The sequence below is a fragment of the Paraburkholderia sp. BL25I1N1 genome (assembly GCF_003002025.1).
GTDB lineage: Bacteria > Pseudomonadota > Gammaproteobacteria > Burkholderiales > Burkholderiaceae > Paraburkholderia.
The window spans coordinates 37,746-62,672 of record NZ_PVZB01000034.1 but is presented as its reverse complement, the minus strand read 5'-3'; the positions used below and the strand labels follow the sequence as shown (position 1 = coordinate 62,672).

Genomic DNA, 24,927 nt, shown 5'->3' with positions numbered 1-24,927 from the left:
TCAGTCGTGCCCGCCCGCCACGCGCCACGCTTCTACAGTGACCGGAAGCGTAGTGTCGGCAGCCATCTCTGGCACCTGGAACCGCCAGCCGATTGAGAGCATAATGAGCCCGCTCCACGTCTGCGCCTGAGCGATGCAGACGATCGGCTCATCCAGATCCTTCTTCGTCACGTAGGCGCCGAGAATGCCTTTTCTGTCCTTTCGAATTATGAGTTTCACGTTGAGACCTCCTGGGTTGGTTGCAAAAATTTGCGCCGCAGGTACGTGCATCGCTTCGAACTAGCGGCGCGAGCAAAAGGCGCCGGCCCGCCGGGCGACGAACGTCCAGCGACGAACACATGGACTTTCATAGGCAGAACTCGTCTTTCTCGAGCAATGGTCGCAGCGCGGCAGCATCAATTTCGTCCTCAGTGCAGCCGACGCCTGCCCATCAAACTCGACGAGGTACACCGGTTCGCCCGGTCTCGATCACACGCCCCACATTGGCGATCCCGCCGAGCGCGCCGGCCCTCACAAGACGCTCGCATTCGCCCCGTCCGGGATAGCCACCGTCGTTGCAAACGTCGTGCAGTGGCACCACGCGCATTCTCCATGGAGCGCGCTCACCCAACCGCGCGAGCACGTCTTGCGAACGGTGGTCGAGCGTACATAGTTCCTTCGCGCGCATGCCGACGCAATGATCGCGTTCGACAAAGTGAACCGCATAGATGTAGAACCGCTGCAGGAACGTGTCGATTCCGGTGACGTAGCCCACGTCGCCTTTGCTCAAGAGCAGCTCACCCATGGCCTTACCGGTGTACGTACCGTCGTTGCTGATCGGGAGCGGGCGATCATCCGCACGGCACTGCCGGCAATGGCGCGTCAAGTTCGCGCCGCCCTTGCAGGCGTCATGCCCGGCCTTCAGCTCGCGCGCAGTGGGGCCGCGCTGGCCGTGCAGGCCGAAATACGTGCCATGCTCTGGGTCTGAGATCATCGGCATGATGTTGTGCAGGAACGCGCCTCGCCTCTTTACCTCGCGATTTACCTCGATCAGGAGTTCGTCGTTGATGCCCGGGATCAACACCGAGTTGATCTTCGTCAGTACACCACGCGCAGTCAGTATCTCCAGCCCCTCCATGTGCCGCGCGTGAAGGAAGCGCGCGGCCTCCTTGCCCGTGATTCGTCGGTGGTCCCAGAAAATCCACGGATAGATCTTTTCGCCGACGACGGGATCGACCATGTTGATGGTGATTGTCACGCAAACAATGCTGTTTTTGCAGATCTCGTCGACAAAGTCCGGCAACGCGATACCATTCGTTGACAGGCATAGCTTAACGTCCGGAGCGCGCTCGCGAAGCATACGGAACGTGTCGAACGTTTTCTTCGGATTGGCTAGCGAGTCCCCGGGACCCGCAATGCCGAGCACGGTCAACTGCGGAATCCGGGCCGCGACGGTCGTCACCTTTTTCACGGCTGCTCCGGCGCCCGTTTCTCCGACACGACGCCTGGCCGCGACTCGTTCGAACAGTCATACTTGCGGCTCCAGTAGTTGCATTGGATTTTGCAGGCGGGTGCCACCGCTACGTGCATGCGCGCATAATCGCGATGCGCTTCTTCCGAATAACCTGGGTGATTACTGATCTTTTCCCATACTTCTGCCGACATGCTCTCGGGCGCGTCGGACGGACCGCAGCTCGATTTGCCTGTGCCGCCGTATGAATCACAGCCGCCGCCCCGGACAGATGCGTCTACGGTCGACACCAAGGGCAGTGCCTGCCGAACGCCGATATAGGCAGTCGAGGGCGGCGTGCTGGCGTTCGCGCAGTCTTGCATGATATCTCCCTGCAACCAAAAGTGGCGGCGCAATACGCAATAGCGAGATCCATGCCACTCACTCGAGCTCCGCTAATGCGCGAGTCCCGCGATATCCGATAAGTTCTGTTGTCGTGCGTCGGCCCCCAAGCCCGACAACCACGCCCTATGCGTCGCTGTTACAACAAAAGTCACGCGCTCCACGTTTCATGTCCAAATTTTTTTGTTTAACTGATTATCGCGAGTGTGCGTCAAGCGAACATGTGCGACATTCTGTCCGCCAGCGGATGGAACCGATCGAGCCGCCTCCAGCGCGGCCGCATTGTCCGGAACGGGACATTCGCGACACGAACAATCGGACGATGCACCGCCATAACCCGACATTGTGCCGGTCAACATCCCGCAAATTGTGCTCCGACTGTAGATGCTCGCTTGGCACAACGTCCCGTGTAAGCGGGGTTTGAGGGACAGCCGTTATGGATATCGCGTTCATTAACTTTGGCAGTGGATGCAATGCGCGGAATGGATGAGATGCAGGAACCCCTGTTTACGACGGTCAAGCTGGAGGATTTCGTCCCGGCGGATCACTCGCTGCGACCGGTCCGGCTGCTGGTGAATGACGCGTTGAGACGGCTCAACGGGCTGTTTAACGTCATCTATGCCGACACCGGCCGGGCTTCGATTGCACCCGAGAAGCTGCTGAGGGCGTTGCTGCTGCAGGTGTTCTACTCGTGCGTAGCGAACGCATGGTGATGGAACAGATGCGCTACAACCTGCTGTTCCGCTGGTTCGTCGGACTGGCGATCGAGGACGACGCGTGGGACCACTCGGTGTTCTCGAAGAACCGCGACCGGTTGCTGGAGCATGAAGTCGTGGAAGCGCTCTTTACTGAAGTCATGGGCCTGTCCGACAAACGGGGTCTCCTGTCGAGAGAGCATTTCTCGGTGGTCGGTACGCTGATTCAGACATGGGGGATTGCAAATGCACAGGCAGTGGACATCATCTTCGCCGGCAAGCAGACCATCGATGGCGACACTGCCCAGGTCGGCCCCGCTATCGCGATGCGATTGGGCGTCCAGTTGCTCACGTATGTATCCCGGATCGTCGAGACTGACCTCGACGCGCGCACGATCGTAGTCGAGCGCCGCGCCGAAGGCGGTGTGCAAGTATTGAAAACCGCACTGCCCTGTCTCGTGACGATGCTCGAGAATACGAACGAGCTGCGCTTCGCGACACTGCCCGCGATGATCCACGCGGCTGGATTCCCGGTGCGCAAATGGAATCGCGAGCAGGCCGGCATTGAGGACGTGAGCAAGGTCGGGCTGAAAGGTTCACCTACCGTGGTCAGCAAAGTGTTCGCGCCGACGCCGCGCGACGAAAAGGCCGAGATGCTCGAATTGGACGCGTCCAGTCTGCGCGACGTGTCGCTGAAACTCGTGCACAAGATATTTGCTCGCCATCCGACATTGGAGGCGGACCTGTTGATGAAGAGGGCCTCATGAACTCGCCCGCTGCCTCTGAAAAGAAGCCGTCCGCGCCGGTCAAACGGGCCGCCGGCCGTAACCTCGATCTGCCCGAACATCTGAAAGCCTACCAGGGTGTCTGGGTCTTTCTCGAGCACGACCACGGCCACGTGCATAGCGTGTCGTGGGAGCTGCTCGGTGAGGCGCGCAAGCCCGCCGACAAAGTCGGCAGTCGTGTCGCTGTGGCCGTGCTCGGCGGTACCGACGAGCCGCTTGAGCAGTTTGCCAGTGAGGCGTTCAGTTTCGGCGCGGACAAAGCGTATGTGATTCACGACCCTGTGTCGCTCGGCTATCGCAACAAACCGTTCACGAAGGGGCTGACCGACCTGGTCAACAAGTACCGCCCCGAGATTCTGCTGCTCGGTGCAACCTCAATGGGCCGGGATCTCGCCCGATCTGTCGCAACGACGCTCTTGAGGGGCCTCACCGCCGACTGCACTGAGTTGAACATTGACCCGGCCTCGCGCGCACTGGCGGCCACACGGCCGCCTTTCGGCGGCTCGCTGCTCTATGCGATCATGACGCTCGCATACCGCCCGCAGGTGGCGGCGGTGCGCCCACGAGTGATGGTGATGCCGCAGGCGCAGACGGGTTGCGGCGGCGAGAACGTAACGTTGCCAACGACGAAGGCGATTGGAACTGCATCTTCGGCACCGAAACTATGGGTTCTTTACGACCATCTGGGACACTATTTTTCGCACGAGTTACTGGCCGAAAAAGGATGAGTGCCGGAAGTTGGCCTCCGCGACCAGCCCGAACCGCTCAAACGTGCGCGACTACTTCATTTTTCCGTTTGATCAACACCGCTGGCGCAGAGCTAAAGTCGGAAATGGTGTACGGGGAGTAAAGTAGAAAGAGCTGGTTGATACGCTGGAGCAAATCGCATCACGCGTCCGGTGTGCTCCCACTCCATGCGTGCGCAGCTTCGTCAGGTCGACCATTACAGAGACAACTGCCCTCAGGTTCGGCGCGCTATTGACCTCAGCGACACGTGTGGAGTTGCACCATCAATTCGGCATGGCCTTATATGATGTGAGGGCAATTGACAGGGCGATCAGTAGTTCTGCAAGGGGCGACTTCATGCCTGATGTCCGCGAGTTGACTCAAGTTCATCCTGTCGAAATCACACTTCGCGGGTTGTTTCACGTTAGAGCGTGTTAGGAACTTTGAAGTACTGGCACGGCATGGACGAGCATGAGCATTGGGAAGACGACGAAATGAAGCCCGGCGAGAGTTTCGGGTAGCCGCTCATAGTCACGTGCGAGACGGCGGAAGCGGTTGAGCCAGCCAAAGCTGCACTCGACCACCCATCGCCGGGGCAGCAGTACAAAGACTTTTTTCGTCTCCTCGAGTTTGATCGAGGGTGTAAAAAGTTTTGTGTAAACGGTCATTTGGCAGGAGACTGCCAGCAACAGGAGCATAGATGACCGTAGCGAAACGCAATAAAAGAGAGAAACCCGATGCTGAACTCGTCAAGCTGGCAGACAGCCTGCTGGCGAATTACCAGAAGCCGGAAGACCTGATAGGCGAGAACGGCCTGCTCAAGCAGCTTACCAAGATGCTGGTGGAGCGTGCGTTAGAGACGGAGATGTCCGAACACCTGGGCCATGGCAAAAGCGAAACGGTGACCAATGCCACGGGCAACACCCGTAATGGCCATAGCGCCAAGACGCTGCAGGGGGAGTTTGGCGAGTTGCCGCTCAATATCCCGCGCGACCGTCAGGGGGCGTTCGAGCCGAAGCTGGTGGAGCGCCATCAGACGCGCTGGACGGGCTTCGATGACAAGATCATTTCGCTGTATGCGCGTGGCCTGAGCGTGCGCGAGATCCAGGGGCACCTGGAAGAAATGTACGGCACGGAGGTCTCGCCGACGCTGGTCTCGGCGGTCACCGACGCCGTCAGTGATGAGGTGAAGGTCTGGCAGGCCCGTGCGCTCGACGTGCTTTATCCGATTGTCTATCTCGACTGCATTCACGTCAAAGCGCGCGACAGCGGCGCGGTGCGGACCAAGGCGGTGTACCTGGCCATCGGCGTGAACATGGCCGGCCACAAGGAAGTCCTGGGCCTGTGGATCGCCCAGACCGAGGGGGCCAAGTTCTGGCTGCAGGTGGTCACTGAAGACGCGCGGCGTGCAGGACATCTTTATCGCCTGCGTCGACGGGCTTAAAGGCTTTCCTGAAGCCATCGAAGCGGTCTACCCAAAAGCGGCCGTGCAACTGTGCATCGTGCATATGGTGCGCAACAGTCTGAACTTCGTGCCGTGGAAAATGCAGCAGGAAGTCGCCGCCGACCTGAAGACGATTTACACTTCATCGACCCTCGAACTGGCCGAACAGATGCTGGGCGCCTTCGAGGCCAGGTGGGACAAGGACTATCCGTCCATCGGACAGAGCTGGCGACGCAACTGGGCACGTGTGATTCCGTTCTTCGATTACCCACCGGAGATCAGGAAGGTGATTTACACCACGAATGCCATAGAATCGATCAACATGAGCCTGCGCAAGGTGATCAAGACCCGCAGCTCGTTCCCGACCGATGAGGCCGTCACCAAGCTGTTTTACCTGGCCCTGAACAACATCAGCAAGAAGTGGACGATGCCGATCCGCGACTGGAAGGCCGCACTGAACCGCTTCACGATCCAGTTCGAAGAGCGGCTGGTGCCGGGTTAAACCTCAACCCGTTTACACAAAATTCCGGACACCCCCGTTTGATCACCTGCAGTTCAATGTCTTCGTCCAGTGCTGCCTGCGCTGGCTCTTTACCCGTGTATCCCTTGTCGGCCAAGACCACCTTAACCGTGCGCCTCGTTACCTGCTGGACCTGGCGCGCAAGCTCTGCTACCTCCGCGCCTTCCTGTTCATTGGCTGGTGTCACGTGTACCGCCAGCAACTGTCGCATTATGTCCACCGCAATGTGTACCTTGCTGCGGCGTTTGCGCTTATAACCGTCATAGCCCGCACGCGGGCCGCTCTCGCAGGTCGACTGTATCGTGCGCCCATCGAGAATGACCGCACTGGGCTGTCCCCGACGGCTAGGGCCAGGCGTATCAGCGAGCGCAGGTCGCTCACCATGCTCTCGAAGCAGCCGGCCTGCAACCAACGTTGAGTTTGCTGATACACCAGTTCCCACGGTGGAAAATCATTGGGCAGCATCCTCCACGGCGCGCCGGCACGAGCCATCCAGCGCAATGCGTCAAACATGTCGCGCAGCTCGTATTTGCGCTGGGGCGCCTCGACGTCCATCAACGTCAGATACGGTGCCGCGAAACTCCATTCTTCGTCCGACACATCAGTTGGATACCCTTTGCGGTCTGCCTTTTTCATTCCTCTAGGATACCAGGTCGCGCTCAAAGTTCCTAACACGCTCTTCTATGGGGAACTGAAAGTCAAGCCCGGTTCACGATAAACATTCTGTTATGCGATGTAAGCCTCCTTGTTCGGTCTCTACCGCCAGCCTGCGCGATCACTTACCATGACCAGACGCAGGCTGGCGCTAAAGACCGGTGCGTGAAGGACGGTACCGACGCTCATCGCGTAAGCCTTGTTGCAGCCTGGCATGTCAATGTCATTCAGGTCAGGGTATCTGTTGGCCGGTCAGTGCCGGGTCGACCTTCTATCCGTGCCGACCTGACAGGCCGGTCACCTCATGCCGCGTGCGCGAAGCGCTGGAGCTACCCTGTTACCGACGGCGCCCCATCTAGGGAAACGGCCTCCCGCAGTGGGTAGCCCGAGCGTGTTTCGGGCGCGTTGACCTTTAGATGCTGTTGCTGCATCCGACGTCATTCAATCATTCAGGCCCTCACGGTGTTGACGTCGCGCGGCTTGAGTATCGCGCCAACGGGGATCTCGCCGTACTCGAGATAACGCCACAGGGCGATCGCCAGACGGCGTGCGAGCGCGACGATACCGATGCGCCGCATCCGCTTGCCGGTACCGGAGATGCTGACCCAGGCACACGTGGGCGCCGACGCTGAAAGCGAGATGCCGGTTCGGTTTGCGGTCGAAATTGAATGCGAACGGCTCAGGGGAGACTTGCTCGTCACGATTTGCCGAGCCATAGCGGAGCATCAGCCAATCGCCCTTGCGGATTGTCCGACCCCGGACGTTGGTGTCGGCAGTCGCTGTGCGCATGAAATGACGCACCGGCGATGCGTAGCGAAGGGTTTCATCGATAAACTGCGGAATCAGCGAACGATCCGCCTGTAGTCGCGGCAATAGCTCAGGGAAGCGGTTCAACGCCCACATCGCGACCGATATGGACGACGAAACCGTATCATGTCCTGCTGCGGCGATGATCACGTAATAGCTGCCCCGGTCTCTATGCATAATTACGCCGGCGTCAGCACGGCGCCGGAACCACGCCATTGATGGTTCGAGTTCGTCGTCGCAATTTACTTGCGCTTGTGGCGGGCTCGAATGCCATGCTGCGCCGTCAGCTTGCGAACCAGCTCTTTGCCCACGCGCACGCCTTGCGTGAGCAGTTCCTTCCACATGCGAGGCCAGCCGTACTCTCCCTTGGTCTGCGTGTGAATCGCCTTGAGGTTTGCGAGCAGTGCGTCGTTACTCACGCGGCCCCGGGGCGGCTTGGCCTCTGTGCAGTGCGTTGCCGGCGCTGCTGATATCCGCTTGGACTGACTCCCAGCACTTCGCATAGCACCGAGACCGGCCAGTGGCGTCGATAGCGCTCGATGAACGCGTACTTCACATCGACTCCTTGGCGAAGTGTCGAGTAGCCCGGCGGAACTTCCCCGCCGAGCCCTCACAGATCACGTACGTGAACCTCTCGGTTCATGCGGCTCTTGTCATCCAGCCGATGGCAATACCCCCAGCTTCCAGTGGTACAGGACGCCCGGGGCACGTTCCACCAATCGCCTGAGCCATATCCGGGCCCTAGCGCGACTTCGCTTGAAACGGCGGTACTTCCGCACCGCCCATTTCGCCAGAATGTCGTTGAGGTGGCCTATCACACGCTTGAACACGCTCATATAGAACGCCGCGTAGTAATTCCACCATCCTCGCAAGGTGGAATTGACCCACTGTGCAATATCTTCGAACGCAGCATCCGTCCAGCGGCCGATACTCCACACCCGCATTTGCTCGCGGATGCGTTTCGCGGCCTTGCTACTGAGCGCAGGACTGAAGCTGTCGAAGTAAATGCCGCGCTTGCTTTTGGCCAGCCGACCGCGGAAGGTGTATCCGAGAAAGTCAAGGCTCGTGTTGGGATAGTCCTTCTTGCGATACCCATTCCGGCAGTACACGATCCTCGACTTCTCAGGACGCAATTCCGGGCCACAGGCCTTTAGACGCGCACCGATTGCCGCATGCAACCGTCTGGCTTCGGCTTCGCTTTTACAGTGGACCAATCCATCGTCGGCCTACCGCACGAAGGACGTATCCGGAAAGTGCCTCGCCATCGAGGTATCAAAGGCATAATGCATATAGAGATTAAACAGTACCGGGCTGACCACGCCATGGACGCAAAAGGTAACTTTGGTCGGCGTGAGCGGCGTGCGGAGATCCAGGCAGGCGAGAGGCGCCTCCATTTCCGCCGGCGGGTCGCGTGGCGGTGGGAATCGAATGGCGAATGGTGATGCTGTCATCGGCAACCACCACCTCCTTGACGAGCAGTCTTGTGATGCGCTGACGGTCCTGAACATCAAGGGTGGCGGCACTGCTACGCAAACGCCCCAGGAACGCCGTTAGCGTTTCCGCCAGGCGTAGGTAAGCCGCCTGGTCGACCAACTGGGCACTGAGCCCGCGTAGTTCCTCCTGAAGACTCTGCTCGCGTTGCCGCAGCGCAGGCATGCGCCGCCGCAACTCGTTCAGCGAAAGCAGGTCCTCCTGGTACGCGGTGAGCAACCGGTCCATACGTTTCTGCGCTTGCGCCAGATCCTGCGTGACGCGGTCCTGCTGCCGCTTGGCCGGACTTGAATTGCGCGCCGTCTCAAGGCGCCGATTCAATTCGGTCTGGATGAGCGCGGGATCCTCCAGCAGGCGCACAATTTCGGACCACACGATGTGCTCCAGCAGATCCAGCCGGATGGGGCGCTGCTCACACCTGGCGTGGCCGTCATAGCGCCAGGCGTCAGCGCCCAGGCAGCGGTAGTAGGAGATCTTGCGCGCGCTACTGCGTGTCGAGGTCCGGTACAAGGCGTAGCCGCACTGGCGGCAGTGCACAAGGCCCTGGAGAATGCTGGGTTCGAGCGTTCGACGCGAAGCGTGCTTCCTGTTGCTTTCCAGGCGCTCCTGCGCCAAGGCGAACGTATCCGGGTCGATCAAGGCAGGAACCGGAATTTCGATCCATTGATCACGCGGCAGTTCGTGATTGGCACTGTTGCGAGCCGGCAGGCCGCCGCGCTGGCGCAACGTCCGATTGTTGGTGCGTTCTCGCGCGGCCTGTTGGGTCTTGCCGAAGCAGGCCATTCCACGATAGGCAGGATTGCGAAGGATGGCCCAAACAGTGGAGCGCTCCCAGCGTGCTGCGCCCTTTCTGGTAGGTACCCCCAGTTCGTTCAACCGGCGTGTGACAGCACCGATGCTCAGCCCCGCCACGGTATATAGCTCGTAGATCTGGCGGACCACCTGCGCTTCGGCGGCGATCACCGTATAGTCCGCGGCCTGCTCGTCGCTCTTGCGTTCGTAGCGGTAACCGTAGGGCGCGCCACTCAACACGCTGACCTCACCTTGCTTCGCACGGTGTCGCTTGCCTCGCCGCGAGCGTTCGAGGATCTGGGCCCGTTCGTACTCGGCGATCATGCCCTGGAACTGCAACAGCAACTGATCTTCCGGCGTACCCGAGTGCGGCGCCTTGATGAATATCACTGCCACCCCGTGACGGGCCAATTCCTCAATGAGCAACACCTGGTAGGCATATTTGCGGCTCAGGCGATCGGGGCGAGCGCCAGTACCGCCTGAATCTCGCCCGCCGCCGCCAGGTCGCGTACCCGCTCCAGTCCGGGCCTCACCAGGCTTGCACCGCTGTAGCCTTCGTCCTGGAAGACCCACTCATCCGGAACGCTGTAGCCTTCGCTTCGGGCAAACTCCACCAGCGCCGCCGTCTGACTGGCGATGGTCTTCTCCTCCTTCTGTTGATCGGACGACACCCGGGCGTAGATCGCGGCAACCTTCATCAGTTTCTCCACTCAGTCCAGTTTGCTCGCCAGTGCGGCGCACACGATCCGGCACCAGGATGTCATAGGCCTGCTCGAGCTTCCTTGCCAGCAGGCGGTCAAACGTATATTCCAGGTCAACGTGCCGACTGCGTGGACGTCGATCAGCCACGCCCGCCTGCCGTCGTTAGCAAAGCACAGACAGCACGCGTGAGCGTTTCGCCCATCGTTAAATCATTGGCCTGCGCATATGCCCGCAATGTGACAGCAACGGCCGCAGGAACCTTGAGCGTGATGGGAATGGTGGGCTCGGCCACGGCCACGGCCACTGGAGACGACAGGTGCTGCGCCTCCTGCAGGTAACGGTAGGCCTGGCGCCGCGAAATCATATGCTGCTCGGCCATGGCTTCGGCGGCCTCGTTGAGGCTGCGACCATCGGCAAGCAGATGAAAGGCGGCATTCAAACGCTGAGCCCTTTCGGAGAGAGTTGAGCGCGACATATGACATTTTTATATTACTTCTTGTGACGCAAATCAAGGACTGAATCGGACCGGCACAGCGGAATCTGCCGCTCAAACTCAAAGTTATCTTTTGCGTCCATGGCGTGACGACACCACCTTGCGGCGTGCCCTGCGTCCGCGACACCATTTCCTGCCCCCTCATCACTGGCGCCTTAAACCAGCGTTCCACGTACAGCTCCACCCATGTGCAACGAGCATGCTGCCGCACCGCTTCCATCATGAGTTCGTGATCAACATGGTCAAGAACCCCTCGATGTCGAGATCGAGCACCCAAGCGTAACGCCAGCATCGCTGCCGTGCAGCCGAAAGTGCTTAATGCGCCGACCGGCCAGGACGATATCCTTAGCCATCCTACTGAAACACCGGCTTCTCGACGGGTTTCAGATATCGTTTGGCTACCATCTGCGCGATTCTGTCCGACACCGTCGGGACGGTCATCGCGAACTGCACACACGCCCAACGATCATTTGGGTTGGGCAAGATCTAACATCCATTTCATCCACTTACTGTAAAACGCATTTCTCAACGTATCCACGTTATAGATGAAAGGTATAAACACAATCGATTTTACAAATCAATTGGTGTGTTGCACAGTGAAACCCGTCGTCGCGGAAATGGAAATCGAAGTTGATTGATCGAATACTTCATATTTATAAACCTAAGTAGTACGACAGATTTAGGTATGTCTCCATGATGCCCACACTTTCGGATGTATCTCTCGACACGCCACCTAAGCTTACCGAAACCGTGCCCGTCGCGGCCTTCCGGATGGGACGATCGACCGTGGAGCCGCCTACTGGCTCGATAATTGAACGAAACGGGCCAGATCTGTGAAGGTCCTCGATTGCGTATCCGAGGCGCGCGACGAGTGCCACGATCGCGCCGGACGTCGCGACGTCTACTTGACGTTTGACGACGGCCCTAATCCACTTTGCACACCGGACGTCCTCGATGTGCTGGCAGAACACCGGGTGCCAGCAACGTTCTGCGTCATCGGTGCGTACGTAGAGGACCACCCGAAGCTGATCCAGCGAATGATCGCGGACGGACACGAGATTGCCAATCACACGATGACTCATCCGGATTTGTCTGGATGCGAACCTGATGAAGTACGACGCGAAATATTGGACGCGAACAGGATCATCCGGATGGCGTGTCCCCAGGCCACAGTTCGGCATATGCGTGCCCCTTACGGAATATGGACGGACGAAGTGGTCGTTGAAACGGCAAAGGCGGGGCTGGCGGCTCTTGACTGGTCGGTCGACCCGCGTGACTGGTCTCGCCCCGGCGTCGATGCGATTGTCAGCGCAGTGCTGGCCTCTGTCCGGCCTGGCGCAATTGTGCTCTTGCACGACGGATGTCCTCCCGGCGAGTCAGGACGGTGCTGTCATGCTGGGCTGCGCGACCAGACCCTCATGGCGCTTTCCCGCCTGATTCCAGAACTGCATGACTGCGGATTTGTAATCAGCTCGCTACCCCAACCACACTGGCCAAACCGACATCTATGAATGCCATTGCCACAATCAACACTGCCGCAGTTTTGTTGTATACACTACTCTCGACTGTTTACAAAAGCGCACAGGCCCTCCATGGCCTACCGACGAGTGGTCCGGCGAAGTCGCCCAATGCCGCCGACTCCAACTTTCTGCCGGACGTGGACGTCATCGTGCCGTGCTTTAACGAGCGACCGAGCACGCTCTCGGCGTGCCTGGAGTCCATTGCAAACCAGGACTACGCCGGAAAACTGCGGGTCTATGTGGTCGACGACGGCTCTGGCAATCTCGACGCCGTGAGGCCGGTATACGATGCGTACACGCGCGACCCGAGATTCAACTTCATTGCGCTTCCCCAAAATATGGGAAAGCGCAAGGCACAGATCGCCGCGATACGCTCTTCATCCGGGGAACTGGTACTCAACGTCGACTCGGACACGACGCTGGCACCCGATGTCGTCAAGAAGCTTGTATTGACAATGCGAGATAGGACGATAGGCGCCGCCATGGGGCAGTTGACGGCCAGCAACCGGAGCGACACCTGGCTGACCCGCCTGATCGATATGGAGTACTGGTTGGCTTGCAACGAAGAACGCGCGGCCCAGGCTCGCTTCGGCGCCGTTATGTGTTGCTGCGGTCCATGTACCATATACCGACGGTCCGTGCTTCTTTTGCTATTAGACCAGTACGAGACACAATTTTTTCGCGGGAAGCGGAGCGACTTCGGCGAGGACCGCCATCTCACAATTCTCATGCTGACCGCAGGTTATCGGACCGAGTACGTTCCGGACGCCATTGCGGCGACAGTCGTTCCGGACAGACTGGGGGCGTATCTGCGCCAACAACTGCGCTGGGCGCGCAGTACTTATCGGGACACGTTGCTTTCGCTGCGCCTGCTGCCCTGTCTCGATCGCTACCTTACGCTGGACGTGATCGGACTGAATCTGGGCTCGCTATTTCTCGCCTTTTCGGTCCTAGCGGGGCTCGCGCAGCTCGCATTGACAGCGACAGTGCCGTGGTGGACTGCCCTGATAATCGCATCATTGACCATGATCCGCTGTAGCGTGGCATCGGTTCGCGCTCGCCAGATTCGATTTCTTGGCTTTTCTCTTCACACACCTATTAACCTCTTTCTCTTGCTCCCGCTGAAAGCCTATGCGCTGTGCACATTGAGCAATAGCGATTGGCTGTCCCGTGGCTCTGCAGGCAACGTATCGAACGTTCGAGAAAAACAGCTCGAGACTCCGGATCCGGTTACAAAGCCGAACGTGACTTCAGCGTCAAGCGCTGCGACTCCGCACCGTCGACCGGATCACGCGTGTGAGTCTTCAACATTAGCAACTTTTGACGAAGCATCCGATGGCAATTAGTTAACCGGACATATAGGATCTCGAATATTGCGCCACCCCAGAATCGCTCACCGTCGGCAGTCGTCCGCTTGAGTGCGATCGTCTCACGCAATGGCTCAATTGCCGTCTTCCCAACGCGAGTGCATTCACCGGAATCCTAGTACTCCATTGTCAGTAACTCTTCCGCATGGCAAGCGACGATCTTCTATCGGCCAGGGCGTTTTCAATCGGGCCGCGGCAGCAGAACGGCTTCTTTTTCTCTAAGACGAGCGCGTAATTTTCCTTCTTATCCCCATGTCCAAAGCAGCAATCAGCTTCGCCAGCGTAAGGAAGTCATATGGCGACAAGATCGTAGTCGACGGATTGTCGTTCAGCGTCGCGCCTGGAGAGTGTTTCGGTCTGCTAGGGCCAAATGGCGCGGGCAAGAGCACGACGGTGCGTATGGTGCTCGGCATGGTGCCGCCCGACGCAGGCAAGATCATCGTGCTCGGGGAGCCAGTGCCGGCGCGCGCTCGCTCGGCACGTATGCGCATTGGCGTGGTGCCACAATTCGACAACCTCGAGCCCGGGTTCACCGTGCGCGAGAACCTTCTGGTGTTTGGCCGCTACTTCGGCATGAGCACACGTGAAATTGAAGCGATCGTGCCGTCGCTGCTCGAATTCGCCCGCCTCGAAAGCAAGGTCGATGCGCGCGTCACCGAACTATCCGGCGGCATGAAGCGGCGGCTAATGCTGGCACGCGCGCTGATCAACGATCCACAGTTGTTGGTCATGGACGAGCCTACAACAGGTCTCGACCCTCATGCGCGCCACCTGATCTGGGAAAGCCTGCGTTCACTGTTGGCGCGCGGCAAGACGATCCTCTTGACCACCCATCTCATGGAAGAGGCCGAGCGGCTGTGCGACCGACTGTGTGTGCTGGAGGAGGGGCGAAAGATCGCCGAAGGCGGGCCTCGCGCGCTGATCGCAGAACAGATCGGGAGCCACGTGGTCGAGATCCACGGCGGCAATCCGCATGAGCTGCGCACGTTGATCGCGCCGCACGCGCAGCGTATCGAGGTTAGTGGGGAGGCCCTTTTCTGCTATGTGTCCGATCCGGAACGGGTGTGCATACAGTTGCGCGGGCGCACGGCGCTGCGCCTTTTACAGCGTCCAGCAAACCTCGAGGATGCCTTTTTGCAGTTAACCAAGCGCGGGATAAAGGAGTGAACGATGAGAGACTTTTATGCAGCAACCCTGCCCGCGAACGTGTGGAACTGGGTTGCAGTGTGGCGTCACAACTATCTGGCATGGAAAAAAGTCGCGTTTGCCTCGATTCTCGGTAACCTTGCCGATCCTATGATTTATCTGTTCGGCCTCGGCTTTGGTTTCGGGATAATGGTAGGTCGCGTCGATGGCGCATCTTATATCGCGTTTCTCGCGGCGGGTATGGTCGCGACGAGCTCAATGACCTCCGCGACCTTCGAAACGATTTACGCAGCTTTCTCTCGCATGCATGTTCAGCGCATGTGGGAAGCGATCCTCTGTACACAGCTCACGCTCGGCGATATCGTTCTCGGTGAACTGGCATGGGCCGCCACCAGGGCCTTTTTTGCCGGCATTGCCGTCATGGTGGTAGCCACCGTGCTGGGTTATGCCGCGTGGTCATCCATTCTCTACGCATCGCCTGCCATCGCCCTGACCGGCCTCGCCTTCGCGAGTCTGGCGATGATCCTCGCGGCGCTTGCACCCAGTCACGATTACTTCGTGTTCTATCAAACGCTCGTCCTCACGCCCATGGTGCTCCTGAGCGGCGTGATCTTCCCGATCAGTAAGCTACCTGCCGTTTTTTGCGACGTAGCGCGCTTCTTACCGCTGGCACATTCCGTCGACCTTATCCGTCCCCCGATGCTCGGACGCCCGGTGAGCTATGCTGCCCTGCATATTGGCGCTCTCTGCATTTGCACGGTGTTGCCGTTCTTCCTGTCAGTCGCGCTGTTACGTCGACGCCTCATGTCTTAATGCTGCGATGGCCAGTACGAATGAGTGGGAAATCACCATGTCATATCAACGCGAACGCTTCGTGCATCCGCGCACGCGCCTTATGCGCCGACAATATCCCCGCAGCCCGATATGCAACGGAAGCGAGTCGCGATGTGGCCGAACAGCAGCGCCAGCGCGCTGCTGTTCGCGTACGACCTGTAGTTATGCTCGGCGAGCCACACCTCGTGGTAGCCGAACGTCTGGGCGGCAGGCGCATTACGAACGGTTTGCGTCAGGCGCATCGCGCGTCGCCGTCGGGGTTCTCGACGTTGAGGAAAAGGCCGTAGCGTTGTGCGGAGTCCGACATGGCCGGCCCTCTCGTGGAAAGACCACGTCAAAGGCAGTTTTGCGCCCACATCTCGCGCTATGTAAAGTCATGACGACGTCAGCCATGCCTCAGGCAGAAGCGCGACGCTGCGACCACGCCGTGCGGCTGGGCAGGCCGAGCCCGCAACACGCCCGCAATGAAGCTCGTCACGCTCGACGAACGCAAAGCGGACCACGGCGCGCGGTGACGCGCGCACAACCGCCGCAGCGCGACCAGCGAGTCCGGGTCGATCAGATCCAATGGGCACAGCACCCGGTAGGCGCCTGACAGCAAAGCCGCGAAGCCTTCGGCACGGCCATCGTCGTCGATGGTCCCGGTGTGATGAACGAACTCGCCTCCGGCCGCTTCCACCAGCGCACGCAGCACGGCGTTGATGCTTGGCCGCCCGCCTACATAAACCCATCGACGCCCGCTCAATGCGCGCGTCAATGCGCGGCCGTCGAGCAGCGCCTGCTCAACCGCGAACAACTCGCGCTGCAGGGTCGCGACATGTGCCCGCGCGCGCTCCAGCGACAGGCTCGCACTGCTTTCGGGAAGGCATGCGCCGCGGTTCTGATTCATGACGGGCTGCGCTTCGGATTGCACCGTTACGGCAACGGCAGGCGGCATGGGTCTCATGGCGAGCGCCTCGTGGCATGGCCCGCAAGCCGTTCGCCCGCTGCCGGGGTGAGAAACCAGCTACGCACCGTGTCGTACGTGTAGCGCGTCCGGCCGGCATGACGAGCGTGCGGCGCCAGCCGATGCTCGGACAGCGGCTCCGCCCAGCCCACGAAGTCGGCCACCCGCGACGCGACACAATCGAAGCGGTGATCGAGGCGTGCAAACAGCGGCATAAGCCTGAGCCGCTGCAAGTGGTACAGCGCCAGATCGCGCAACCCCGCTTCGTCGCAGATCGCGAGTAACCGGTGCAGCGATTGCGGCAGCGCGGGCACGCAGGCGGGCGGCAAGGCTCGGGCGCGCTGCCCTTGCTGCTGCGACTGCGCAACGGGCCATTGCAGCGTCAGGCAGCAGACCCGGGTGCAGGGCGTACAGCGAGGGCGGGGCCCCGGGGACGCAGCAGGTCGGAACGAATCCATAGATGTGTAAGGTTTGTGGTTCGATTTCTCGGTTGAATGCCTGAATAGATAACGATGAGCATGCTTAAGCAAGTCCTGCGCCCTCTCACTGTGAATCTACCGAAGAAGCCTGGCAAAGCGGACCGGCGACGCACCTGCTCAACGGGGGGCGCGAGCCGGGCATTTTTGCCTACTCCGCTCCAAAGCAAAGCGCATGATCCGAACAGACGCCACAACTCGGCGCCTTGCAGATGAACAGGCCCTCGCGCTCGCACAGTTGCTTGTAGAAGAACTTCTTCCACTTCATGTCATGCGTATTCTTCGCGGCCAGCCGCGGAAACCAACGGCTAATCAACGCGGACAGCTCGCGCCGCGACGGCAGAAGCAGGTCTTGCCAAAGGTGGTTTTGCCCGAGGCTCGCGCAGGCCAAGGCATGGGCCACGCAGTTCGCCTCGTCTGCCGGGCCGGCGCGCGGATCGGCATGGTGATTGAGCAACGCCACCAGATCTTCGAGTTCGTCGTCACGCGGCATCGTGGCGGGCGACAAGACGTACGTAAGACCGAGCGCCGGCCCGGCACCCGGGAACCAGCGCGCGAGCATCCGGCGCGTCTGGTCGGCGTCCAGTCCGGGCATCGGCAGCACATCAACGCCGTGGTGCTCGAACCCGCTCGACAGCACGCCGGCCAGCGCCAGCACGGTGGGATCACCCGCATCCACCGCGCACGCCATCAGGGTTGCATAGGCGTTCATCGTGGCATCGCTCAGAGAACGGCCGCCGCGTGCGTGTAGCACTTTTTCGGGCAGATCTTCGCGCACGCGGTGCAGCCGACGCACAGTTCCCGATGCACGATAGTCATCACCTTCTTCTCGTACTCGTCGTCTTCACCGTCGCCGTCGCCGTCGCCGTCCAGCGCGATGTGCGCGCCGTCCTCGTCAAGCCCGACCAGTTGCAGCACGCCACGCGGACAGACACGGAAACAGCGTCCGCAACCGATGCATTTTTCTTCGTCGAGCCTGTTGACGAAGGTCGGCGTCCAGGTGGCGCCGCTCGGCAGCGTAACGCTGAAGGTATCGCTCATGACGTGGCTCCGTGGCTTCGCTGGTTCAGGCCGCTGCCGCAGCGGCAGCCGTGCGGGCTGTCATCAGCGCGGCGTGGGCGTCATGGCAGCGCTGGGCGACAGCGAGAATGTTCTCCCAGTTGGTCGGGAGTTCCTCTGAGAGGTCGTGCAGGTCCAACTTCGCCTGGGTCGCTTGCGCGTTGAGTTTCTTCAGGTGCGCCTTGAGTTCATCGGCATCGGTGCTCATCGTCTCGGTCCCTCACGATTCCTTCAGGCGCCGTACTGTGCGACGGCGGGGTACGTCCGGATCACCTCGACCGCTTCGTCGAGAAGCTTTGCGCCCGCCTCGGCGAGCTTCTCCAGCGAAGCGAAGCCGAACCGGTGTACGTCGCGCAACTGCTTGTTGACGACAACGAGCCGCCCCGCGAGCAAAACCATGCGGCCGAAGCCCTCGTGGCTCATCTTCATCATCGGCGAAACCATGTGGCCGGTCTCACGCTCGATCGCCACCGCAATCGCGCTATAGAAAAGATCGAGCCGCCACAGCGTTTCGGGGTCGGGGTCGCCCATGATCGGAATCGCGCGGCGTTCCTCCGGCGTGTGGATGTACGGCTTGAGCAGTTGCAGGTCGGTCTTTCCGTCCCACACGCCGTGGGTGTCCTGCGCGCGCAACTGCCTAACGAGCTGCTGCACGAACGGTGCGACCAGCAGCATTTCGTCGCTGGCCTTGGACGGAATTGCGGATGATTCAGCCATGGGATACCTCATCGTCTTCAAAGTCGTATACACGTTCGCCATCCTTCGCCAGCGCCTTGCGCAGCCACGGCGGCGGCGTGCCCTTCAGCACCTGTTGCAACTTGCCGAGAATCTCCCCGATGGACTCGGGCCGCGGCACCTTGATCGGGTGAATCTTCAGCGCAACCACTCGAGCCGCGGCCGAGCCGCCGATTGCGGCGACGTACAGGATCGCGCAATCCTTGACGGCTTCGAGCTTCGGCGCGAGCTTGTCCTCGTCGCCGTCCTCTTCGAGCTTGTCACCAAAGTCGAACGCCTCGACAAACTGGTAGCCGTCCGGTGTGACGTTGTAGGTGACGATGCTCCTCGCCCAGCCAAAATGCGCATCGACGAACTGCCTGTCCTGGGTGGCGAACGCGATCTTCATGCTGTGTGCTCCTTTAGGTGGGTCAAGCACCGGCCGCGACGACAGGAATGTTCGCTTCGCGCGCCGGATCGCGCGCGGCCAGATCGATAGCGGCCTGCGGCAGCGGCCAGTCGCCCGGATCGTGATGCGGAATCTGCTCGATCATCAGGTTGGCGATCTCAAAGATCAGGTTCATCGTGCCGCGGTAGCCGACGTAGCGTCGATGTGCGTTTCCAACCCGGTCGAAGACCGGAAAACCGATCCGGAAGAGCGGCTTTTGCAGGTGCTCGGCCATCTGCCTGCCGTGCGAATGGGTGATCAGCAGGTCGCAGTCCGCCGCAGCGCGCTCCATGTCTTCGAGATCGCCGATCACGACCTGATCAGCGGGCAGCAACGCGTGCGCGGGCGATCGCGTCGTGCTGATGCAGCAGCGCAACTGCGCGCCCATCTCGTGCAGCATGCTGCCGACCGCGAACAGCAGATCGGGCTCTGCGCCGATCGCGACCTTGATGCCTCCGGTGTAGAAATGGCCGTCTAGCATTGCATCGAGCAATTGGCTGCGCTGACGCCGGTATTTCGCGGGAACGGGTCGTCCGGAGCGCTGCGCGAGCAATTGCAGCAGACGATCGTTGGGTTCCAGTCCGGTGAGCCGCCCGAACACTTCGAACGATGTGCCGGCGATAGCATGCAATGCCTCGGCGCCGTCGCGCGTCTGCTCGCCCACGCCGATCGTAAATGCCGATGCACCCGCGGCCCGGATCTCCGCGAGCGTGGTACCGCCCAGTGTGGTGCCGCGCCAGTCCGGCGCGATATGGCCGTCGAGCGAGCCGGAAATGTCGGGCAGCACGATGACATCGAAGCCGAACGCTTCGATGACCTCGCGCAGTTCGTCGATATCGCCAGGCGACAGATGGCTGCCGGGCAGCAACGTCACCTGATTGGCCACCGTTGGCAACGCCTTGACCAGCGCGTTGACGATGCCGGTAATCGCATGCCGGTAGCCGTCTTCGAATGCGCCGACATAGTCGGGGGTCGACACATAGACGATCTCAGTGTCGTTGAGTTCGGGCTTGCGCTTGCGCACGGTAACGAGATAGCCGTCCACGTCGTCGCCCTCGGTCTCGGTGAGACCTGTTGAACAGATCGCGATGACCTTCGGCGCAGCGCGCTTGCGGATGTTGAGCAGCGCGGCCTCGATGTTCTCGTAGCCGCCGAGCACCGCGGTGACTTCGTCCATGGCTGTCGTCTGCAGCGGGATCGCCTCCCTGAAATGGCGCACCAGCAGCACGAGGCCGAACGACGTGCAGCCCTGCGAGCCGTGCATCACGGGCATGCAGGCATCGAGCCCAAGGAACGCGAGGCTCGCGCCCAGCGGCTGGCTCATCTTGAGCGGATTGACCGCACAGGCTTTCATAGATTCGACGACATCGGCCATGGCATGTTCTCGAGTTCGGGGGCGTCAGTTCGGTACACCGGGTTCGAGGCTCATCGCCCCCACCCCGCGGCGCTCGACAGCGGGCGTGCGGCTTGCGCCTGGATCACACCGAGCGCTCCCCCGTCGTCGCCCCACGGAGCAGGGATCCGCACCTGTTGCCACACCGGGTTGTAGATCGCGCGGTCGATCTCATGCACCAGCTCGACGATCCCCTCGTAGCCGCCATAAGGGTGGTGGCGTTCCTGATTGATGTCGAGCCACGGTATGCGGGCCTTCAGTGCGACGAACTGTGAGCGGCCACCCGACAGCATGATGTCGGCCCGCGCGTCCCTGAGCATCGCGTACATCTCCCGCGGAGTCATGCCGTCGATCATGTGGGCGTCGTCGCGCATGATCTCCCTGATCTTGTCCTTGTCTTCCTTAGTGCTCTTCTTGACGCTGGTCCCGACGATTTCAAGCCCTGCTTCCTGCAGCGCGGAAACCACCGACCAAGACTTCACGCCACCGGTGATGAGCAACACCCGCTTGCCGGTAAGGCGCGCCTTGTAGTGCGCGATGCGCTCCCACGCGCGCGCTTCCTCGGCGGCGATCAGGCGCTCGGTCCGCTCGAGCAGATCGTCCGGCGCGCCCTGCTGCACGAGCAGGCTGGCGATATGGCGCAGCGTGTCGCTCATATCGCCGATCCCATAGAACGAGCCCTCGAAGTAAGGGATGCCGTAGCGCCGCTGCATCTTTGTCGCGATGTTGATCATCGACTTCGAGCAGACCATCATGTTGACCTTGGCGCGATGCGAACTTGCTATCTCGTTGTAGCGCCCGTCGCCGGAGATGCACGAGAGGATACGGATGCCTAGCGCGTCGAGCAGCGGCTTGGTCTGCCAGAGTTCGCCCGACAGGTTGTATTCGCCAATCACGTTGATGTCGTACGGCGTCGTGTACTCGGGCTCGCGCGTGCCGATCACATGGTTGAGGATCGCCTCGCCGCCAAGCTTGTTGCCCAGATTCTTCGGCCCGGCGAAACCGGGGGAAATGACCGGAATCACCGGCTTGCCAAATTGTTCGGTGGCGCGCTTGCAGACTGCCTCGATGTCGTCGCCGATCAGCGCAGTGACGCAGGTCTGGTAGACGAACACTGCGGGCGGATCGTATTTCTCGATGATTTCGCGCACGCTCCTGAACAGGCGCTTCTCGCCGCCGTACACCACGTCGAGTTCGTTGATATCGGTGGTGAAGCCGGTGCGATAGAGTTGCGAACCGGACGAAGCGGCGTGCCGGTTGTCCCAGGAGTTACCTTCGCAGGCAATCGGCCCGTGCACGAGGTGTGCGACGTCCACCACCGGCTGCAAAGCGATCTTCGCGCCGTCGAACGCGCACCCGCCTGCGGCCGAACCCGGCGAAAGCTGCTTCGTGCAGCCCCTTTTGCGTTCCTTCTCGCTCTTACCTTGGTTCTTGTCGCAACCCGGCTCGTCGAAAACTTCGGCGATTTGGGCATTGAGCGAAGCAGACATGACGTGCTCCTGATGGATGGACGTTTCTCTAGTGGCAAGTTCCATACCACCGGGAAACGCCTTGAAAACGTGCCAATTGGCGCTGAAGCAGTCGCTCGCGCGCATCGTCATGGCGAGTTTGAACGGTTTGCGACAGACGGTTCGCGACACAGAAAATGACAACACACGTTCACTGCCTGCCTTGCCGTTCCCTATTGAGCAGGACCCGTGCGATCGCATTCGCGCGCGCCTCCAGCAACGCATCCGGCCTCAAGGGTTCGCGAACCGCCAGGTAAGCAGTCAGCGCGCGGCGCATCCGTGGAGCTTTCGCGTAGTCCGTCTACCATGACCGGGATACGCCGCAAAGTCGCAGAGACAGACTTCCAGCAAGCGCTCGAAGCGCTCAGGCCTGATCTCGGCCGGTACGCGTTCGAGCAATGCACCGAGCGCGCCTGCGCCCATATCCCGAACGATCTTCCAGTGTGTATGCGCCATTCGCGCCGCCTGCCCCGCTGGGCGGCTCAGTCGTCGTCGACCAGCGCGAGCAGTTCGCGCGGCGTTACCTCGTCATTGATCTCCGCGAGGCTCAACGGGTCGGACGCCGCCACCTCGCGCTCAAAGTCGTCGTAGGCGAACCACGCACGCAGCGGCACTGAGTCAGACTGCTCGACTACATAAATCATGCCCCGCTCCCTCGCTGAGGTTCGTCACGCAGGCGAGCTGTAGCGGCTCGATAACATAAATCTCCAAGGCCCGATAACAGCGCCTTTTCGGGATTACATTGGCTGAGAATATCGGCGCGTCCAGGTCCACATTAAGTGAGAACGGGGTCACGTTAATTGAGAACGGCTCGATAACATCGGCCAGGATCCACAATCAGTGAGAATGCTCGACGGGCACTCAGGTAGCCAGCAGATGAAATGGTGAGTCAGAGGCGGCATATGGGCCGCCGGCCCCTTCCGATCATTCTTCCGGACCGGACCCCTCGCTCCCTGCAACGCTCAGAAGCACTGGTCACCCACGATTCGTACTTGCGGTTTTTCCCGTGCGGGTGCGCCGCCAAGGAGCGCCTGACTCAGGTATCCGCTGCGCACCAGCATGTCCTGCAACGCGTTTTCAGCATCCTCCATGCTCACTTCGCCCTGGGCCTTACGCGCAATACTTTGCTGGGCCAACCGGCGCACCAGTTCCTTGATGAATGCAGCGCCGACGCCTTCAGTCCGCTCCACTGCAAGCGCTGCGACGCCTGTCGGGATGCTCATCCTCGAACCGTAGAGCCGGAGCAGGCGCGCCCGGCAATCCGCATCAGGTGCCGGTATTTCAATGGCCTGATCAACCCGGCCTGGACGGGCCGCGAGCGCCTCCTCGATTTCCTCCGGCCGGTTGGTGGTAAGCGCGAACAGGATCTCGGCGTCCTGGTGAAGTCCGTCCATTTCGTTGAGCAAGCGGTTGAGCAGACTCTCTTCCTTGGGGCTGCGCATCTCGGTGCGATGTCTCCCGATGAGATCGACGTCCTCGATGACCACCATGCTTGGCTGTAGCAACCGGGCCAGCAGCATATAGTTGTCGAGTTGCCCCACTTGATTGGCGCTGATCAGAAGGGTGGTATGCGCTGGCAGATTGCTGGCGAGGTACTTGATCGTATGGGTTTTGCCCGTTCCGGGCGGCCCGTACAGCAGGACACCCTTTTGCAACGACTGGCGTAATATCTTTAATCCCTCTCTGGTGCGTGCGAATTCAAAAATATTGCGATCCAGCAGCTCCATCGTTTGCGGTGACAGGATGACGTCCTGACGCTCCACGGCAGGCAGACGGTGCACGACGATGCTGCGGGGCTGGCCTGAATAATCCTCGGTTACCTCGAGGGAAAGAACCTTGCCTCGGTACAGACGGGACTCGCGAATTGCCTGCTCCAGCCCCGCATACACCTCGCTGCCGAAGGCCAGCCCGCGCGCGTTGGGCAGACTGACAATCTCCACGCTCGCGATAGACGTGTTCATTCCTTCCATGTGCTGCTCGAACAGCACAGCGGCTCTCAGCTCGCCATCGGTGATCAGCCACAAGCCGTTGTCAAGTACCGCGACCGGTGTTTCTTCTCCGACATCGACATTCCGGTATTTCACAGGAGCAAGGGACACCGTGGTAGACATCGGGCCGGTACTCTGCACAAACAGCGAGGAAATTGTCAACGGAAACCGCTCATGAACCTGATTGAGGCCGAGAAGGCGCGGAGCGAACGGCGTCAGCAGGCGGGACAGCGTCTGTTGAAGCTCGGGGCGCGTGTGATGGGGAAACTGCCGCTGCGAGGAGGTGAGATCTTCCGGGGACCGATCATCAAAATGCGCAGCTAGCGCTTCCCATGCAAATTGCTGCCTTACCGGGTCAAGGTTCTTGTGATCAATATCGGTGAACTGGTTCATGAACGGACTCTTTGATTAGATGGCGGCGCCAAGTACCGGTGCGAACGCGCAACAACGAGTCGCTACAGCTAGCTACACACAGCGCAGCAATTTCGTTTTCAGCGGTGCCCCGCTACTCGACACCCTCCGCCGCAATCTTCGCCCACACCGCACGAGGTAACCGCGGCGCGATGCCCGCCGGGCTCGCGTCGAGCC

General features: G+C 60.5%; 23 protein-coding genes and 10 pseudogenes. 9 read left to right on the top strand and 24 right to left on the bottom strand.

Going from position 1 to position 24,927, the window contains the following annotated elements; translation table 11 throughout:
* The 3 genes and pseudogenes from nifT to nifB all read right to left on the bottom strand — a co-directional run.
* Nucleotides 1-219: a putative nitrogen fixation protein NifT gene (nifT, locus tag B0G73_RS35390; RefSeq protein WP_106285728.1), complete on the bottom strand. Its 219-nt coding sequence runs from the start codon at nucleotides 217-219 to the stop codon at nucleotides 1-3.
* A gap of 211 nt (nucleotides 220-430) precedes the next feature.
* Entirely contained in the window at nucleotides 431-817 is a 387-nt protein-coding gene (locus tag B0G73_RS41810; protein WP_374956963.1) for a nitrogen fixation protein NifZ, read from the bottom strand.
* Between the two features lie 15 nt (nucleotides 818-832).
* A pseudogene (nifB, locus tag B0G73_RS42000) lies at nucleotides 833-1,812 on the bottom strand (nitrogenase cofactor biosynthesis protein NifB); the annotation flags it as partial.
* 501 nt (nucleotides 1,813-2,313) lie between these two features.
* Here nifB and B0G73_RS35375 point away from each other — a divergent pair.
* The 3 pseudogenes from B0G73_RS35375 to B0G73_RS35365 all read left to right on the top strand — a co-directional run.
* Nucleotides 2,314-2,762 (top strand): annotated as a pseudogene (locus B0G73_RS35375) (transposase); the annotation flags it as partial.
* 3 nt (nucleotides 2,763-2,765) lie between these two features.
* Nucleotides 2,766-3,293, top strand: a pseudogene (locus B0G73_RS35370) (electron transfer flavoprotein subunit beta/FixA family protein); the annotation flags it as partial.
* Nucleotides 3,290-3,925: pseudogene (locus B0G73_RS35365) on the top strand (electron transfer flavoprotein subunit alpha/FixB family protein); the annotation flags it as partial. The pseudogenes B0G73_RS35370 and B0G73_RS35365, both read left to right, overlap by 4 nt.
* Before the next feature lie 546 nt (nucleotides 3,926-4,471).
* Here B0G73_RS35365 and B0G73_RS35355 read toward each other — a convergent pair.
* Nucleotides 4,472-4,672, bottom strand: a pseudogene (locus B0G73_RS35355) (transposase); the annotation flags it as partial.
* Between the two features lie 65 nt (nucleotides 4,673-4,737).
* On the opposite strand from B0G73_RS35355, the pseudogene B0G73_RS35350 reads away from it, so the two are divergent.
* A pseudogene (locus B0G73_RS35350) lies at nucleotides 4,738-5,983 on the top strand (IS256 family transposase).
* A 37-nt stretch (nucleotides 5,984-6,020) separates the two neighbouring features.
* On the opposite strand, the pseudogene B0G73_RS35345 reads toward B0G73_RS35350, so the two are convergent.
* From B0G73_RS35345 to B0G73_RS35320, 8 genes and pseudogenes are all read right to left on the bottom strand, one after another.
* Nucleotides 6,021-6,637: pseudogene (locus B0G73_RS35345) on the bottom strand (IS5 family transposase); the annotation flags it as partial.
* A 467-nt stretch (nucleotides 6,638-7,104) separates the two neighbouring features.
* A pseudogene (locus B0G73_RS41570) lies at nucleotides 7,105-7,236 on the bottom strand (IS110 family transposase); the annotation flags it as partial.
* Between the two features lie 13 nt (nucleotides 7,237-7,249).
* A pseudogene (locus B0G73_RS41995) lies at nucleotides 7,250-7,627 on the bottom strand (cytochrome P450); the annotation flags it as partial.
* Between the two features lie 80 nt (nucleotides 7,628-7,707).
* A pseudogene (locus B0G73_RS41990) lies at nucleotides 7,708-8,036 on the bottom strand (IS3 family transposase); the annotation flags it as partial.
* 79 nt (nucleotides 8,037-8,115) lie between these two features.
* Nucleotides 8,116-8,676, bottom strand: a complete 561-nt coding sequence (locus tag B0G73_RS35330) for a group II intron maturase-specific domain-containing protein (protein ID WP_181196720.1) — start codon at nucleotides 8,674-8,676, stop codon at nucleotides 8,116-8,118.
* Nucleotides 8,677-8,758: 82 nt separating this feature from the next.
* The gene (locus B0G73_RS35325) at nucleotides 8,759-10,174 is read right to left on the bottom strand and encodes a recombinase family protein (protein WP_219907314.1); all 1,416 of its coding nucleotides are present in this window, start codon (nucleotides 10,172-10,174) and stop codon (nucleotides 8,759-8,761) included.
* Between the two features lie 20 nt (nucleotides 10,175-10,194).
* Nucleotides 10,195-10,443 carry a recombinase family protein gene (locus B0G73_RS40985; RefSeq protein WP_219907312.1) on the bottom strand — a complete coding sequence of 83 codons (249 nt, stop codon included), beginning with the start codon at nucleotides 10,441-10,443 and terminating at the stop codon, nucleotides 10,195-10,197.
* A 143-nt stretch (nucleotides 10,444-10,586) separates the two neighbouring features.
* Nucleotides 10,587-10,922: a hypothetical protein gene (locus B0G73_RS35320; protein ID WP_181196719.1), complete on the bottom strand. Its 336-nt coding sequence runs from the start codon at nucleotides 10,920-10,922 to the stop codon at nucleotides 10,587-10,589.
* 711 nt (nucleotides 10,923-11,633) lie between these two features.
* On the opposite strand from B0G73_RS35320, the gene B0G73_RS41985 reads away from it, so the two are divergent.
* From B0G73_RS41985 to B0G73_RS35300, 5 genes are all read left to right on the top strand, one after another.
* Entirely contained in the window at nucleotides 11,634-11,777 is a 144-nt protein-coding gene (locus tag B0G73_RS41985; protein WP_121325239.1) for a hypothetical protein, read from the top strand.
* Nucleotides 11,774-12,451 carry a chitooligosaccharide deacetylase NodB gene (gene nodB / locus B0G73_RS35315; RefSeq protein ID WP_106285703.1) on the top strand — a complete coding sequence of 226 codons (678 nt, stop codon included), beginning with the start codon at nucleotides 11,774-11,776 and terminating at the stop codon, nucleotides 12,449-12,451. Before B0G73_RS41985 ends, nodB begins: the two co-directional genes overlap by 4 nt.
* On the top strand, nucleotides 12,448-13,806 hold the full coding sequence (gene nodC / locus B0G73_RS35310; protein WP_106285702.1) for a chitooligosaccharide synthase NodC: 1,359 nt from the start codon (nucleotides 12,448-12,450) through the stop codon (nucleotides 13,804-13,806). The genes nodB and nodC overlap by 4 nt, the downstream gene beginning before the upstream one ends.
* Before the next feature lie 273 nt (nucleotides 13,807-14,079).
* Nucleotides 14,080-14,994, top strand: a complete 915-nt coding sequence (gene nodI, locus B0G73_RS35305) for a nodulation factor ABC transporter ATP-binding protein NodI (protein ID WP_106285701.1) — start codon at nucleotides 14,080-14,082, stop codon at nucleotides 14,992-14,994.
* Nucleotides 14,995-14,997: 3 nt separating this feature from the next.
* Nucleotides 14,998-15,786 carry an ABC transporter permease gene (locus tag B0G73_RS35300; protein ID WP_106285700.1) on the top strand — a complete coding sequence of 263 codons (789 nt, stop codon included), beginning with the start codon at nucleotides 14,998-15,000 and terminating at the stop codon, nucleotides 15,784-15,786.
* Nucleotides 15,787-15,866: 80 nt separating this feature from the next.
* Here the strand turns inward: B0G73_RS35300 and B0G73_RS41560 are convergent, their stop codons facing one another.
* From B0G73_RS41560 to B0G73_RS35245, 12 genes are all read right to left on the bottom strand, one after another.
* Complete coding sequence (locus B0G73_RS41560) at nucleotides 15,867-16,049, bottom strand: hypothetical protein (protein ID WP_258194116.1); 183 nt, start codon at nucleotides 16,047-16,049, stop codon at nucleotides 15,867-15,869.
* Nucleotides 16,050-16,192: 143 nt separating this feature from the next.
* Nucleotides 16,193-16,696: a DUF2325 domain-containing protein gene (locus B0G73_RS35290; protein WP_243856887.1), complete on the bottom strand. Its 504-nt coding sequence runs from the start codon at nucleotides 16,694-16,696 to the stop codon at nucleotides 16,193-16,195.
* 53 nt (nucleotides 16,697-16,749) lie between these two features.
* Nucleotides 16,750-17,082, bottom strand: a complete 333-nt coding sequence (locus tag B0G73_RS40790; protein ID WP_243856886.1) for a hypothetical protein — start codon at nucleotides 17,080-17,082, stop codon at nucleotides 16,750-16,752.
* 298 nt (nucleotides 17,083-17,380) lie between these two features.
* Nucleotides 17,381-17,941, bottom strand: a complete 561-nt coding sequence (locus B0G73_RS35280) for a nitrogen fixation protein NifQ (protein ID WP_106285698.1) — start codon at nucleotides 17,939-17,941, stop codon at nucleotides 17,381-17,383.
* 11 nt (nucleotides 17,942-17,952) lie between these two features.
* Nucleotides 17,953-18,270 carry a ferredoxin III, nif-specific gene (gene fdxB, locus B0G73_RS35275; protein WP_106285697.1) on the bottom strand — a complete coding sequence of 106 codons (318 nt, stop codon included), beginning with the start codon at nucleotides 18,268-18,270 and terminating at the stop codon, nucleotides 17,953-17,955.
* 25 nt (nucleotides 18,271-18,295) lie between these two features.
* Complete coding sequence (locus tag B0G73_RS35270; protein WP_106285696.1) at nucleotides 18,296-18,496, bottom strand: CCE_0567 family metalloprotein; 201 nt, start codon at nucleotides 18,494-18,496, stop codon at nucleotides 18,296-18,298.
* Nucleotides 18,497-18,519: 23 nt separating this feature from the next.
* Nucleotides 18,520-19,005 (bottom strand): NifX-associated nitrogen fixation protein, encoded by a 486-nt coding sequence (locus tag B0G73_RS35265; RefSeq protein ID WP_106285695.1) that lies wholly within the window; start codon nucleotides 19,003-19,005, stop codon nucleotides 18,520-18,522.
* On the bottom strand, nucleotides 18,998-19,411 hold the full coding sequence (gene nifX / locus B0G73_RS35260; protein ID WP_106285694.1) for a nitrogen fixation protein NifX: 414 nt from the start codon (nucleotides 19,409-19,411) through the stop codon (nucleotides 18,998-19,000). The genes B0G73_RS35265 and nifX overlap by 8 nt, the downstream gene beginning before the upstream one ends.
* 22 nt (nucleotides 19,412-19,433) lie before the next feature.
* A complete protein-coding gene (gene nifN, locus B0G73_RS35255) occupies nucleotides 19,434-20,825 on the bottom strand; it encodes a nitrogenase iron-molybdenum cofactor biosynthesis protein NifN (RefSeq protein WP_106285693.1) in 1,392 nt (463 codons plus the stop codon).
* A gap of 50 nt (nucleotides 20,826-20,875) precedes the next feature.
* A complete protein-coding gene (nifE, locus tag B0G73_RS35250) occupies nucleotides 20,876-22,333 on the bottom strand; it encodes a nitrogenase iron-molybdenum cofactor biosynthesis protein NifE (RefSeq protein ID WP_106285725.1) in 1,458 nt (485 codons plus the stop codon).
* 500 nt (nucleotides 22,334-22,833) lie between these two features.
* Complete coding sequence (locus tag B0G73_RS40785) at nucleotides 22,834-22,995, bottom strand: hypothetical protein (RefSeq protein ID WP_018423161.1); 162 nt, start codon at nucleotides 22,993-22,995, stop codon at nucleotides 22,834-22,836.
* Nucleotides 22,996-23,313: 318 nt separating this feature from the next.
* Nucleotides 23,314-24,732, bottom strand: coding sequence for an AAA family ATPase (locus B0G73_RS35245; protein ID WP_106285692.1), 1,419 nt, complete (start codon nucleotides 24,730-24,732; stop codon nucleotides 23,314-23,316).
* Nucleotides 24,733-24,927: the final 195 nt, after the last annotated feature.